Origin of the sequence: Pseudomonas sp. CYM-20-01 (assembly GCF_023169845.1) — a bacterium.
In the GTDB taxonomy this organism is placed as follows: Bacteria; Pseudomonadota; Gammaproteobacteria; order Pseudomonadales; family Pseudomonadaceae; genus Aquipseudomonas; species Aquipseudomonas azotoformans.
Window position 1 is genome coordinate 3,455,466 of the sequence record NZ_AP025169.1, and the last position, 13,869, is coordinate 3,469,334.

Here is a 13,869-nt window from a genome sequence, read left to right on the forward strand (position 1 = left end):
GCTTATGCCTCTCTCTGGCCGTCAAGCAGGCGTCGCAGCAGCAACGGGTTGCCGTGCTGGAGCGCGGCCGGCAGCAATGCATCGGGGAAATCCTGATAACACACTGGCCGCAGGAAACGCTGGATCGCCGCCGTACCCACCGATGTGCTGCGCGCATCCGAGGTGGCCGGGAAGGGGCCACCGTGGACCATGGCATCACACACCTCAACGCCAGTCGGCCAGCCATTGACGAGCAAGCGACCGGCCTTGCGCTCCAACACCGGCAGCAGTGCCTTGGCCTCGGGAAGGTCGTTCTCATCCATGTGTAACGTGGCGGTGAGCTGGCCTTCGAGATGCTCGGATACTTGGCGCACTTCTTCACTGTCGGTGCAAACGACTAGCAGTGACGCCGCGCCGAACACTTCCGCTTGCAGATGCTCATTGGCCAGGAACGCCTGCGCCTGGGTCACGAACAGCTGGGCCTGGCCCTGGTTGGGGCCTGTCACCGGCAAACCCTTTGCGGCCACCTTTGCATGTTCAGCGAGTTCGCCTACGCCTGCAGCGTAGGCACTGGCAATGCCCGGCGTGAGCATGGTCTGTGCCCCACAGGTCGGCAGCAAGCCACTGGCCAGGCTGATGAAGCGATCCAGGGCTGGGCCTTGCACCGCAATGACCAACCCCGGGTTGGTACAGAACTGCCCGGCGCCCTGGGTCAACGACGCCACAAAACCCTGGGCCAATGCTTCACCCCTGGCCGCCAACGCTGCCGGAAACAGGTACACCGGGTTGATCGAACTCATCTCCGCGTAGACCGGAATCGGCTCTGGCCGTGCCTGCGCTGCCTGGATCAACGCCAGGCCACCGCTGCGCGAGCCGGTAAACCCGACGGCCTTGATGCGCGGGTCGGTGACCAGCGCAATGCCCACCTCGCGGCCCGAACCGTACAGCAGCGAAAAAACGCCCTCCGGCAGACCGCACGCCTTGACCGCCTGCGCCACCGCACGACCCACCAGTTCACTGGTGCCAGGGTGCGCGCCGTGGGCTTTGACGATGACCGGGCAACCGGCAGCCAGCGCAGAGGCGGTATCCCCACCGGCCACGGAAAAGGCCAATGGGAAGTTGCTGGCGCCAAACACCGCGACCGGGCCGAGCGCGATATGGCGTTGCCGCAGGTCTGGACGGGGCAGGGGCTGGCGTTGCGGTTGTGCGTTATCAACCCGCACATCCAGCCATTCCCCGGCACGCACGGTGCGGGCAAAGGTGCGCAGTTGCCCGCAGGTGCGCCCACGTTCGCCCTGGATACGTGGGCGGGGCAGGCCGGTTTCGGCAACGGCGCGGTCGATCAGTTCATCGCCGAGGGCCTCGATGTGCGCGGCGATGGTCTCAAGGAAAGTGGCGCGCGCCTCCAAAGAGGTTTCGCGATAGGCATCCAATGCCGCCCACGCCAAGGCACAGGCCTGTGCGACATGCTCGCCGTTGCCGCCGAGGTAGGCCGGTTCCAAGGCGGCATCGGTGGCGGGATTGATCGCCCGGATCGCTTTGCGATTGCCGGCAGTGGCGTGCTGACCGATCAGCATCTTGCCCGTCAGAGTCATGGGTATTTCCTGGAAAAAAGAGGGTTGGCCGCTGCGAGCGTCGCAGCGGCGCGCGAAGGGTCAGGCGACGTTCTGTTCCGCCGACCAGCTGGCGTACCACTGGCGGAACAGGGCGTACTGGTTCTCTGCGTAACGACGCTGGGCATCGCTGAGGGCATCGGTTTCGTTGAAGTGCAGGGCGTAGCCCTTGTCACCGTTCAGCACCATCAAGTGTTTGTAATACAGCACCAGGTCGCAGCCCTCGTCGAAGGACGACAGCACCGCCAGCGCAGCTTCCAGGTCACGCGCCTGGCGACGGGCCTTGGCATCGCCCTTGGCGGCTTTTTTACTCAGGGCCACCAGTTGCAGCACTTCCCGAGGCAGTGCGTTGCCGATGCCGGTGATGGCGCCGGTGGCATTGCAGTTGACGAAACCGTGCACCACCTGGGTGTCGACCCCGACCATGAGGGTCACGCTGTCGTCCTGGGAGGTGATGTGTTCGGCGGCGTAGCGCAGGTCGGCACCGCCACCGAACTCCTTGAAGCCGATCAGGTTCGGGTGTTCGCGGCGCAATTCGAAGAACAGCTCGGCGCGGGTCGCGAAGCCGTAGTACGGGCTGTTGTAGATCACCGCCGGCAGGCCTGGCGCAGCCTTGAGGATCGCCGAGAAGTGCGCCTTTTGTGCGGTGGCGGAGGCACCCCGGGACAGCACACGCGGAATCACCATCAAGCCATGGGCACCGACCTTGGCGGCGTGGGCCGCATGGGCCACGGCTTCGCGGCTGTTCACCGCGCCGGTGCCGACGATGGTCGGTACACCGGCCGCCACCAGCCGCGCCACGCCTTCCTGGCGTTCGGCCTCGGTGAGTAACGGCCAGTCGCCCATGGAGCCGCAGTACACCACCGCGCTCATGCCGATATCGATCAGCTCGCGGCCTTTGGCGACCAGGGCGTCGAAGTCCGGCTTGCGCTCAGGCGTGCACGGGGTCATCAGGGCAGGGATGCAGCCGGTGAAGATGTTGTCGTTCATGGTGTTCACTCCAGTTTCCAGTAGGGGGAGGGCTCAGATGCCCCAGGCAAAAGGGTCTTGCGGGTCGATCAGCAAGGTGCTGTCGGCGGTCATGTGGGCACGGCCGGTGATGAAGGGGCGCACACGTTCGCCGTCCCATTCATAGCGGCCTTCGAATTGGCTGCCGGTGATGCTGGCTTGCACCCAGGTTTCGCCGGGCGCGAGTTTTCCATCGGCGGCCAGGCAGGCCAGCTTGGCGCTGGTGCCGGTGCCGCAGGGCGAGCGGTCGTAGGCTTTGCCGGGGCACATCACGAAGTTGCGGCTGTCGGCGTGGTCGTCGTCGGCGAACAGTTCGATGTGGTCGATCAGTGCACCGTCGGCGCCGTGGATGCCTTGGTCTTCCAGGGCCTTGAGCATTGCCCAGGTGTAGTCGGTGAGGGCGTCGACGTTGTCCATCTGTAGGCGCTGGCCATGCTCCGACACCAGGAAAAACCAGTTGCCGCCCCAGGCGATATCGCCATGGACTATGCCGTGACCCGGCACGCGCACTGCGATCTGCTCGCGATAGCGGTAGGCAGGCACATTGCGCAAGGTCACCGCGCCGTCTTCGTGCAAGGTAGCCGCGACCGGCCCGACGGGTGTGTCGATGGTGTGCACGCCAGGCGCGATGCGGCCCAGGTGATGCAGCGAAGCCACCAGCCCGATAGTGCCGTGGCCACACATGCCAAGGTAGCCGGCGTTGTTGAAGAAGATCACCCCGCAAATGGCGCCCGGCGTGACCGGCGCGCAGTACAGCGCGCCGACCAGCACATCATTGCCTCGCGGTTCCAGGATGCAGGCGCGGCGCCACTGGTCGTGCTCGTTGCGCAGGTGGTGCAGCTGATCGGCAATCGTGACGCCCTCCAGCGCCGGAAAACCGCTCATCACCAGGCGCGTCGGTTCGCCGCCGGTATGGGAGTCGATCACATGCAATCGCTTCATAAAACGCTCCTGAATCAGTAAGTGGCGGGCGTCAGCGGGGCGTGAGACTCGTCAACCGCTTCGCTTTCATCGGCTTCGTGTTCCAGCCGAACCAAGTGAGCTGGCACGCCAGTGGCTGCGCCCCAGTAGTAAATGCCGAGTGCGCAAGCCGCGACCACAAGGGTGTCGAGCGGATGGCTGAGCACACCGATGCCACCAAAACTGCCGAGCTTGGACAGCAGGATGGTCACCGCGTAGAAACCGATCAGCCAGGCTGAAGAACGCACTTGCTGCTTGAGGTCGAGGTGCTCGGTCGGCACCCAGCGCGCGCACAACAGGTACACCACGAACATCAGGATTTGCAGGCCGAGCAGCCAGGACACCGTGCCCCAGCCGGACCAGTACACGATCAGCGCAGCGATGATGAACGACAGCGGACCGAGCACGGCCATGCCCTTGACCCGGAACGGCCGCGCCATCTGCGGTGCATTGCGGCGCAGTGCGGCGACGGTCACCGGGGCCACGGCATAGCTGAGGATCAACGCAGCGGACACCACATTGATCAGCGCTTCCCAGGAGGGGAACGGCAGGGTCCAGAATACCGACAAGCCAAACGTCAGCCACAGCGCCGGGCGCGGGATGCCGGACTTCTCGTCGATACGCGTGAAGATCTTGAAGAACGTGCCGGTCTGCGCCCAGCCATACACCACCCGCGGCGTGGCGTTCATGTAGATGTTGCCGCAGCCGCTGGGGGAGATCACCGCGTCGGCGACCACCAGGTAGGCCAGCCAGCCCACGCCCAATGCCAAGGCTATATCCCGGTAAGGCAGCGCCAGTTCCTTGCTGATCCCGGCCCAGCCGTTGGCGAGCATGTCGGTGGGCACGCCGCCCAGGAAGGCGGTTTGCAGCAGCACGTAGATCGCCGTAGACAGCAGCACCGAGAGGATCAAAGCAATCGGAATCGTGCGCTGCGGGTTCTTCACCTCACTGGCCACCGAGATGATCGGTGTGAGCCCCAGGTAGGCAAAAATCACCCCACCGGCCGACACCGCCATCTCGATCCCGGATAGGCCGAACGGCGCAAAACCCTGTACCTGAAAATTCGCCGGCTTGAAGAAGGTGAACAGCACACCGATCACCAGCAACGGCACGATGAACTTGAACACGCTGACCAGGTTATTGGCGATGGCGAAGGTCTTTACGCTGCGGTAATTGAGCACGAAGAACAGGCACAACAGGGCGAACTGCACCAGCCAACCGAGGGTGGTCGGGTCGCTGGAGCCGACCTTGGTCAGCTCGGGAAACCAGGCCGCTGCGTATTGGCGCGAGGCGACCACTTCGATGGCGACCAGGCTGGAAAACGCGATCAGCGTGATAAAGCCCATCAGGTAGCCCAGCAACGGGCCGTGGGAATAAACCGGGTAGCGCACCACGCCACCGGCGCGGGGCAGTGCGGCGCCCAACTCGCAGTACACAATACCCAGCAGCAACACCGCGAAGCCGCCAATCAGCCAGGAAATGATCCCCGCCGGGCCGGCAATGGCCGACACATGACTGGCGGCGAACAACCAGCCCGAACCGAAGATGGCCCCCAGCCCGATAAACGTGAGGTCCACCAATGAAAGTTGTTTCTTGAACTTGCCTTGACCTGACATAGCGTCGCCTTCTTGTGAGTTATTGGATAGGCATGCAGTGGCCATACAGTGAACTCACAGGCGGCGGCGCGATTGATGTTTTTTGCCGACATCGATGACGAAATCGGCACAGTTTTCGTGGCTCGACAGCGCTCAAGCCATCGGGCAATCTGCGTGCGTCGAGGCACTCAACGGGGGATCGAAAGTCATGTTGCAGACTGCTTTTGCGGCCCTGTGCCAAGGGGATGAAGCGAATCGACCCCACAGCATCGAGCAGCTCCTGGCCAGTGTGGTGCAGCTGTTGCCGATGCTGGATGTGATCCCCAATGCGGCGATTTTCATCAAGGACACCCAGGCCCGCTACCTCCTCGCCAATCGCACGCTGGTACACCGCTGCGGTCTCAGGCAACTGCAACCGCTGCTGGGCAAGACCAGCGCCCAGGTCTTCCCCGCACAACTGGGGCCGGGCTACACCGAGCAGGACCGCCGCGTGCTGGAGCAGGGGTTTGTGCTGGAAGACCAGCTTGAACTGCACCTGTACGGCACCCGTGAACCCGGCTGGTGCCTGACCCACAAGTGGCCGCTGTACAACCACCTCGGCGCAATCATCGGCCTGGCCGGCATCTCGGTCGATTTGCAAACCGCCAGCGAAAGCCACCCCGCCTACCAACGCCTGGCCGCCGTGGACGCGCATATCCGTGCGCACTTCAACCGCCGCGTCACCCTCGGTGAGTTGACCCGCATCGCCGGGATTTCCGTGGCGCAGCTGGAGCGTTACTGCAAGCGCGTGTTCCACCTCACGCCCCGGCAGATGATCCAGAAAGTGCGGCTGGAACACGCCCACCGGTTATTGCACAGCGACCTGCCGATCACCGAGGTGGCACTGCAGTGCGGGTACACCGACCACAGTGCGTTCACTCGGCAGTTCAAGGCCTCGACGGGGTTTACGCCGAGGCAGTATCGGGACACTCGCTGAATGAAGCGTTTCTGTAGGAGCCGGCTTGCTGGCGATGGCAACACCGCTGTGTGTGGAACCCAGCGAGTACGTTGAGATGGATTGCAGGACTGCGAGGATGGCATTGAGCTATCATGGTGGGCGCTTTCATGCCGCACCTCAGATTGTTAAAGGATGATTCAGTGACTCAAGGAATAGTGATCAGGTTTAAACGGAGCATCAGCGCCTTCCTCAAGGTATGGAGAGCGCACAAGGCGATACCCTTGAGTGAAGAGGGTTTCGTAGACTTGACGCCTGTATTGCTCGAGGGGGCGCAGGCTGATCGCTATGTCAGTGAGTTGCTGCACGCGCTCGAAAACGAGCAGGTTCGCAACATTGCGATAACGGGTGGGTACGGCGCAGGCAAGAGCAGCGTGATCAGGACTTTTTTTGATCGTCACCCCGAATACGAGCCTGTATTCGTCTCCCTTGCCACGTTCAGTCAAGACAACCCGGCAGAGCGTGCAGTATCGCCGGCTGAACCGCCGGCCAAAAACGATGATCTGATGCCACGCATTGAGGAGACCATCGTCCAGCAGCTGCTCTACGCCGTACCTGCGCGTAAGGTGCCAAAAACGCGGTTGAAACGCATCGTACACGCCTCGAATGCCCGCAACCTCTTTCATACGGTGTTCTTCGCCCTGTTGGTTGCCTGTGGTGTGCGGCTGTACCTGCCTTTCGTCGATCCTATGCCCAAATACGTTCCCGATTGGCTTATCACTCAACTGTTGTGGGTGCCGGATAGTTGGACCCTGGCGTTCGTCCTGGCTGCGGGTGTGTACTTGCTGTATTGCGCCTTGAAGTACTTGTCGCTTTTCAGCATCGACGGGCTGACCCTCAAAGGCGGGAAACTGGAATCCCTTCACCATGGTTCAGTGCTGCACAAGCATGTCGACGAGATCATCTACTGTTTCGAACGCAGTGATATCAACGTCGTCGTGATCGAGGACCTTGATCGATTTGGCATTCAGGACGTGTTTTTTCGCCTGCGCGAAATCAACTTCACCATCAAGCAATCACCACAAATCAAGCGTCCCGTGCACTTCATCTATGCAATACGCGATGAACTGTTCTTCGCTGACGACCAGGCAAAGTTCTTTGACCTGATCATTCCCGTGGTACCCGTAGTCAACTCGGAGAACTCGCAGGAAAAGATGATGGACCTGCTCAAGGCAAAACGCTTTGATTCAATTCGCCGTTTCGACCCTGTGCTGATCGAGACGGTGTGTTACTACATCGACGATATGCGGTTGATCAAGAACATCATCAACGAGCTGGACCTGTTCTCCAGCCTGCTGGGTGGTCGCGGCGTGAAACTGGACGTTAACAAACTGTTGGCGATGGTGGCCGTGCGCAACCTGTACCCGGAGGCCTGTGCCGAGCTGCTCAAGCGACGCGGGCCGATTTTTTCTGTCTTCAATGAGTTTGGTGCTTGGCGTATTGCCCAGGCAAAAGAGATTGATGCGCAGATATCTGACGTGCGAGAGCAACTGGCGATTGTGGAGCGCGAACACCTTGCGAGTCTGGAAGAACTGAGGGTTTGCGTTTGGTATCAGGTCGTCAAGCTGATCAATCCCGTGGACACCACTGATCTCACGTACGACAACGAAGTGACAATGACGTTGACGGAGTTTGTACAAGACGAGTTTTTTGATGAAATGATCAAGAAAAACCGGACGCTGTCCATGGAAAGTCGCCATCACATCAACTTTAACACTCAGGTAAAAACGGTTGAGAGTGAGCGCGTCTTGCACTTGACGTCATACCGGGAACGCGCTTCGGGACTGACGGCTGAGCGGGAGGTTTTTACCAGGAAAATCGAAGCGCTGAACAATCAGAGCATCCGCATCCAGCGCATGTCCTTCAGAGAGGCTGCAAGGGCCGAGTATGGCGAAGTACTGACTCAGAAGCTCGGGTCTATAAAAGCGTTGATTTATCTGATGCGTGAAGGATATTTCGACACCGACTACTACGATTACCAAGGGTTTTTCTACGAAGGGTCGCTCACGCAGGATGACAAGAACCTGATCCTGGCCCTGCGCGGTGGTGAGTCACCAGAGGTGATGACAGTCGTCAATAACCCGGAGAGGGTGCTCGGCAAACTTGACCAAAAAGCGTTGGGGGAGGGGCGCGGCTTGATTGCAGGGTTGGTCGATTACCTGTGCAGTCAATACACGGCTGCGGACCACGGTACCCATGGGTGGAAGCTGAACGCGATCCTCAGCACGGCAGCGCAATTCATGCCACGCTTTGCCAGTGTGGTGGATTCCATCCTGACAAGTGAAAACGCCCCCGCCTTGATTCAAGCTATCTACGACACCGACCCTGAGTCTCTTGAGGGGCTGTTCTCGTCAAAACGTTTTGTGGACAGCGGTCCAAAGCAGGCGTTGGTCTGCGCAATAGTCAGCAGCTTGGCTCCTGAGCAAATCAGCGCACTGGAAGACTGCGACCACGGCGTGCTAGAAAGCCTTGAAGGGTTGCAGGATGTCAGCGATGTCGTGTCGCTGCTTGCCAAGGGCGAGGCCACATGGGGCTGGTTGCGTCAACATCCTGTGCAATTTTATAACCTCAGTGATGCCGTCGCGGCGGATGACCTCAAGCAGTTGGTGAGCTGGGGGTTTATCGCGCCTGAACTGAAAATGCTTCGTTTGATATGCGCGTCATTTGAGTTGGGCTCGGAACAGGAGTCGCCTGTAACTTACCGTCGGCTGACAGCGTTGCGACTGGAGGGGATCGAAACGTTGTTGGAGCGTGACCCACAGAGACTGGTCCAGCAATTACTCAGCCAGACTGGCATGTTGGATGAGTCAGCAGAGTCTTTGGCCGCGTTGCTTACTGCTATTTATGCCGAGCCTGAGTGGGTCAGATCCTTGCTGGATCGCACAGACTGCGAATTCGCGACACTTGAAAGCGCCTCCATGAGTCTGTGGGTGCGGCTGATGGCTGCCGATAGGGTCAGTGACAAAGCTGAAGCCGTCTGGACATATTTTCGAGCGAATACCGATATCCTCACGCCGCGTTTTCACACCAAGGCGGAGCGTCACAACAGGGAGAAAAGAGCTGCCCTGAACAACTTCATCCTCCTGAACCTGGAGGTCTTGGGGGATTCTCTCTGGCAACTCCATCCCGATGACCATCACAAACTACAACTGTATTTACTAAAACAGGCTGTGATTTCTGATGAAGTGTTGTTGAGGTTGTTTTCGACGACCACACTGAAATCCACTGAAATGTTGAACACGATCCCGAGCGAACGCTGGGGCATGCTTGTCGCTTCAAGTTTTCTGCCGCATTCCGAGATGATGAGGGAGTTCGTCCATCTCCATGCGAGTCCGGAGCACGCTGCGTATTTCGAACGACGCAACCCCACATTCAATGCAACGAATAGCCCCTCGACGCCTCATATGACTACACCCGGTGTTATCGAGACTTGATACTGCCGCGTTGGACTCATCCACGACGACAGGTACCACGCTTATGACTGCGGCTGAAAACAACCATGTGAACTGGCTGGTGGAACAATCGATGCTGCACGCGGCCCGCCAGCGCGCCAAGCTCTATTCGGGCCAGGGCCGGTTGTGGCAGCAGCCTTACGCGCAGACCCGGCCCCGGGATGCTTCGGCGTTGTCGTCGGTATGGTTTACGGCGTACCCAGCGTCAATCGTGACCCGCGAAGGCGGCACGGTGTTGGAGGCGCTGGGGGATGAGGCGTTGTGGCATGCGCTGTCGAAGATCGGCATCCAGGGCATCCATAACGGTCCGCTGAAAAAATCCGGCGGTTTGAGCGGTACACAGCACACGCCGACCATCGACGGCAATTTCGACCGCATCAGTTTCGAGATCGACCCGCAACTGGGCACCGAGGCGCAGTTGCAGGCGTTGACGCGCATGGCCGCGGCGCACAATGCGGTGATCATCGACGATGTGATCCCGTCCCACACCGGCAAGGGCGCGGACTTCCGCCTGGCCGAGATGGCGTACGAGGACTACCCCGGCCTGTACCACATGGTGGAAATCCGCGAAGAAGACTGGTCGTTGCTGCCCGACGTCGCCGAGGGCCGCGATGCGCAGAACCTCAGCCCGGCGCAGGTCGATGCATTGCGTGACAAGCACTACATCGTCGGCCAGCTGCAGCGGGTGATCTTCTTCGAGCCCGGCGTCAAGGAAACCGACTGGAGCGCCACCGACGTGGTGCTGGGCGTGGATGGCAAGCCGCGTCGCTGGGTCTACCTGCATTACTTCAAGGAAGGCCAGCCATCGCTGAACTGGCTGGACCCGACTTTCGCCGCGCAGCAGATGATCATCGGCGATGCATTGCACGCCATCGACGTGATGGGGGCGAAGATCCTGCGCCTGGACGCCAATGGTTTCCTCGGCGTGGAGCGCAAGCTGGACGGCACGGCCTGGTCCGAGAGCCATCCGCTGTCGATCACCGGCAACCAGTTGCTCGGCGGGGCGATTCGCAAGGCCGGCGGCTTCAGTTTCCAGGAGTTGAACCTCACCGTGGACGACATCGCGTCCATGTCCCATGGCGGCGCCGACCTGTCCTATGACTTCATCACCCGTCCCGCTTACCAGCACGCGTTGCTGATGGGCGACGCCGAGTTCCTGCGCCTGATGCTGCGCGAAATGCACCGCCAGGGCATCGACCCTGGCTCGCTGATCCACGCGTTGCAGAACCACGATGAACTGACCCTGGAACTGGTGCACTTCTGGACCCTGCATGCCCATGACACTTTCCTGTACCAGGGCCAGACCTTTCCCGGGAACATCCTGCGCGAGCACATTCGCGAACAGATGTACGAGCGCCTGGCCGGCGAACAGGCACCGTACAACCTCAAGTTCGTCACCAACGGCGTGTCCTGCACCACCGTCAGTATCATCACGGCGGCGCTGGGGATTCGCGACCTGGACGCCATCACCCAAGCGGATATCCAGCAGATACGCCAGATCCATTTGCTGTTGGTGATGTACAACGCCATGCAACCGGGGGTGTTTGCCTTGTCGGGCTGGGACCTGGTGGGGGCGCTGCCGCTGGCGGCGGAAGAGGTCGAGCACTTGATGCAGGACGGCGATACGCGCTGGATTCATCGCGGTGCTTATGACCTGGTGGATTTGAACCCGGATGCCGAATTGTCCGCCGGCCAGATGCCGCGCTCGAAAAGCTTGTATGGCAGCCTCAACAGCCAGTTGCAGGACCCTGAGTCGTTTGCCTCGCAGCTGCAAAAAATCCTCGCGGTACGCCGTGCCTATGACATCGCCGCCAGCCGCCAGATCCAGGTGCCGGAAGTGGAAAACCCGGGGCTGCTGGTGATGGTCCATGAATTGCCGGCCGGTAAAGGCATACAAATCACCGCGCTGAACTTCGGTGCCACGCCCATCACCGAAACCCTGCATTTGCCGGATATTGGCGCGGGCATGGTGGTGGACATCATCAATGAGCGGGTCGAGGGTGACTTGACGGCGGAAGGCGAGTTTACGATCACGCTGGATGCCTATGAGGGCCTGGCGCTGCGGGTGGTGAGCAACTCGCCCCTGTAATTGCGGGGGCGAGCTTGCAGCTGACTCAGTAGAGCTGCGGCACGATCAACTCCGGCGGCGTGGGGCTGCGGGAATAATCTTCCTGCCGCACACGCTGTGGCAACTCGATTACCGGCAATTGCACTTCTTCATACGGCATCTGCCCGAGCAAATGGTGGATGCAGTTGAGGCGGGCTTTCTTCTTGTCATCGGCTTGCACCACCCACCATGGCGCTTCGGCGATGTGGGTGCGCTCAAGCATGATTTCCTTGGCCTTGGTATAGGCTTCCCAGCGCCGACGGGATTCCAGGTCCATGGGGCTGAGTTTCCACTGCTTGAGCGGGTCGTGAATGCGGCTGAGAAAACGCAGGTGCTGTTCCTGGTCGGAGATGGAAAACCAGTACTTGATCAGCTGGATGCCGGAGCGGGCGAGCATGCGTTCGAACTCCGGCACACTGCGGAAGAACTCTTCGTACTGGTCGGCATTGCAGAACCCCATGACCTGCTCGACGCCGGCGCGGTTGTACCAACTGCGGTCGAACAGCACGATTTCACCGGCGGCCGGCAGGTGTGAGACGTAGCGCTGGAAGTACCACTGGGTCTGTTCGCGGTCGTTCGGCGCGGGCAGGGCGGCCACCCGGCAGACCCTGGGGTTCAGGCGCTGCGTGATGCGCTTGATCACACCGCCTTTGCCGGCGGCATCCCGCCCTTCGAACAGGATCACTACCTTGTGGCCGGTCTTGACCACCCAGCTCTGCAACTTCACCAGTTCGCCTTGCAGGCGGAACAGCTCGCTGAAGTAGATGCGGCGTGCGGTTTTTTCGGCGCTTTCACCCACATGTTCGTCAAACAGCGCATTGAGGTCGTGCCCGTCTTCGGACAATTCCAGTTCCAGCTCTTCGTCACTGTGATCCAGCAGTTCACGGTGGATGCGTTGCATCAAGGCGTCTTCGATCGAGGACATGGACGGAGCTCGCGTGGTGGGAGATGGCAAAGTCTTAGTCTCAATTTGTTACGAACCAATGACGTCAAAATGCCTGATTGCGGGGGGAGAGGGGGACAACCAGGCGTTTTGCCACTCCACGTTCATAAAACCGTAACAAGATTGTTGCAGAGTTCCCCAGCCCGTAATTCACAAGGATTTTCCTGAATGAAACGTCTGATGAAGTCTGCTGCACTCGCCGTTGCGGTTTCTCTCAGTGCCACCTCGGTGTTTGCTGCCGAGAGCATCCGTCTGACCGGTTCCGGTGCGAGCTTCCCCGCGCCGATCTACCTCACCTGGTTCAAGGATTTCAGCAAGAAAACCGAGGGCGTCACCGTTGACTACCAGTCCAAGGGTAGCGGTGCGGGTGTACAGGACTTCCTGAACAAAACCGTCGATTTCGCCGCCAGCGACTCGGCCATGAAAGACGAAGACATCGCCAAGGTGGCCGAAGGCGTGCAACTGCTGCCGATGACCGCTGGTGAAATCGTGCTGGCCTTCAACCTGCCGGGCAACCCTAAAGAGCTCAAGTTGCCGCGCGACGTGTACTCCAACATCTTCCTGGGCAAGATCACCAAGTGGAACGATCCGAAGATCGCTGCCGCCAACCCTGGCCTGAAACTGCCAGAGCTGCCGATCACCGTGGTGGTGCGCGCAGACTCCAGCGGCACCACAGCGGTATTCACCAAGCACCTGTCGGCGATCAACCCTGAGTTCCAGAAAGACCTGGGCGAAGGCAACACCGTCAACTGGCCTGCCAGCGACAAGTTCATCAAGTCGCCGAAGAACGACGGCGTGACCGCCACCGTGCGCCAGACCCCGGGCGCCATCGGTTACATCGAGTACGGCTTCGCCAAACTGGCCAAGGTTGACTTTGCCCAGTTGCAGAACAAGGCCGGCAAGTACGTGGTACCAAACGCCGAAAGCGGTGCCGAAGCCCTGGCTGCGGTGAAGATGCCGGAAAGCCTGGTGGCTTGGCTGCCGGATCCGGATGGCGCCAAGTCCTATCCGATCACCTCCTACACCTGGATGATCTTCCGCAAGGACAACGGCAACCCGGCCAAGGCCAAGGCCATGCGTGAAATGGTCGAGTACAGCCTGACCGAAGGCCAGAAAATCGCCGACTCGATGGGCTACATCCCGCTGCCTAAATCGGTAGTCGACCAAGTTCGCAAAGCTTCCGCCAACATCCAGTAAGGCTCGCCACGCCACTCCCGG

General features: G+C 60.4%; 9 protein-coding genes. 4 read left to right on the top strand and 5 right to left on the bottom strand.

Annotated elements, in window-relative coordinates; genetic code table 11:
* Positions 1 to 2 precede the first annotated feature (2 nt).
* Genes M2497_RS15420 through M2497_RS15435 form a run of 4 tightly spaced genes read right to left on the bottom strand, consistent with a single transcriptional unit; the run spans position 3 to position 5,176 of the window.
* Positions 3 to 1,574: an aldehyde dehydrogenase (NADP(+)) gene (locus tag M2497_RS15420; protein WP_248481387.1), complete on the bottom strand. Its 1,572-nt coding sequence runs from the start codon at positions 1,572 to 1,574 to the stop codon at positions 3 to 5.
* A 60-nt stretch (positions 1,575 to 1,634) separates the two neighbouring features.
* Positions 1,635 to 2,582 carry a dihydrodipicolinate synthase family protein gene (locus M2497_RS15425; RefSeq protein ID WP_248481388.1) on the bottom strand — a complete coding sequence of 316 codons (948 nt, stop codon included), beginning with the start codon at positions 2,580 to 2,582 and terminating at the stop codon, positions 1,635 to 1,637.
* Positions 2,583 to 2,615: 33 nt separating this feature from the next.
* Positions 2,616 to 3,542, bottom strand: coding sequence for a 4-hydroxyproline epimerase (locus M2497_RS15430; RefSeq protein WP_248481390.1), 927 nt, complete (start codon positions 3,540 to 3,542; stop codon positions 2,616 to 2,618).
* Between the two features lie 14 nt (positions 3,543 to 3,556).
* The gene (locus M2497_RS15435) at positions 3,557 to 5,176 is read right to left on the bottom strand and encodes an APC family permease (protein ID WP_248481392.1); all 1,620 of its coding nucleotides are present in this window, start codon (positions 5,174 to 5,176) and stop codon (positions 3,557 to 3,559) included.
* 187 nt (positions 5,177 to 5,363) lie between these two features.
* Between M2497_RS15435 and M2497_RS15440 the strand changes: the two genes are divergently transcribed.
* From M2497_RS15440 to treS, 3 genes are all read left to right on the top strand, one after another.
* Positions 5,364 to 6,131, top strand: a complete 768-nt coding sequence (locus M2497_RS15440) for an AraC family transcriptional regulator (RefSeq protein WP_248481394.1) — start codon at positions 5,364 to 5,366, stop codon at positions 6,129 to 6,131.
* A 242-nt stretch (positions 6,132 to 6,373) separates the two neighbouring features.
* Positions 6,374 to 9,583, top strand: coding sequence for a hypothetical protein (locus tag M2497_RS15445; RefSeq protein WP_248481396.1), 3,210 nt, complete (start codon positions 6,374 to 6,376; stop codon positions 9,581 to 9,583).
* Positions 9,584 to 9,626: 43 nt separating this feature from the next.
* Positions 9,627 to 11,690 (top strand): maltose alpha-D-glucosyltransferase, encoded by a 2,064-nt coding sequence (gene treS / locus M2497_RS15450; protein WP_248481398.1) that lies wholly within the window; start codon positions 9,627 to 9,629, stop codon positions 11,688 to 11,690.
* 25 nt (positions 11,691 to 11,715) lie between these two features.
* Here the strand turns inward: treS and ppk2 are convergent, their stop codons facing one another.
* Complete coding sequence (gene ppk2 / locus M2497_RS15455) at positions 11,716 to 12,633, bottom strand: polyphosphate kinase 2 (RefSeq protein WP_058427833.1); 918 nt, start codon at positions 12,631 to 12,633, stop codon at positions 11,716 to 11,718.
* Positions 12,634 to 12,819: 186 nt separating this feature from the next.
* Between ppk2 and pstS the strand changes: the two genes are divergently transcribed.
* Entirely contained in the window at positions 12,820 to 13,848 is a 1,029-nt protein-coding gene (gene pstS / locus M2497_RS15460) for a phosphate ABC transporter substrate-binding protein PstS (protein ID WP_058427834.1), read from the top strand.
* Positions 13,849 to 13,869 lie beyond the last annotated feature (21 nt).

Excerpts from the sequence above, each read along its gene's own strand:
- M2497_RS15420 (WP_248481387.1), bottom strand. The coding sequence starts at position 1,574 with ATGACTCTGACGGGCAAGATGCTGATCGGTCAGCACGCCACTGCCGGC.
- M2497_RS15425 (WP_248481388.1), bottom strand. The coding sequence starts at position 2,582 with ATGAACGACAACATCTTCACCGGCTGCATCCCTGCCCTGATGACCCCG.
- M2497_RS15430 (WP_248481390.1), bottom strand. The coding sequence starts at position 3,542 with ATGAAGCGATTGCATGTGATCGACTCCCATACCGGCGGCGAACCGACG.
- M2497_RS15435 (WP_248481392.1), bottom strand. The coding sequence starts at position 5,176 with ATGTCAGGTCAAGGCAAGTTCAAGAAACAACTTTCATTGGTGGACCTC.
- M2497_RS15440 (WP_248481394.1), top strand. The coding sequence starts at position 5,364 with ATGTTGCAGACTGCTTTTGCGGCCCTGTGCCAAGGGGATGAAGCGAAT.
- treS (WP_248481398.1), top strand. The coding sequence starts at position 9,627 with ATGACTGCGGCTGAAAACAACCATGTGAACTGGCTGGTGGAACAATCG.
- ppk2 (WP_058427833.1), bottom strand. The coding sequence starts at position 12,633 with ATGTCCTCGATCGAAGACGCCTTGATGCAACGCATCCACCGTGAACTG.
- pstS (WP_058427834.1), top strand. The coding sequence starts at position 12,820 with ATGAAACGTCTGATGAAGTCTGCTGCACTCGCCGTTGCGGTTTCTCTC.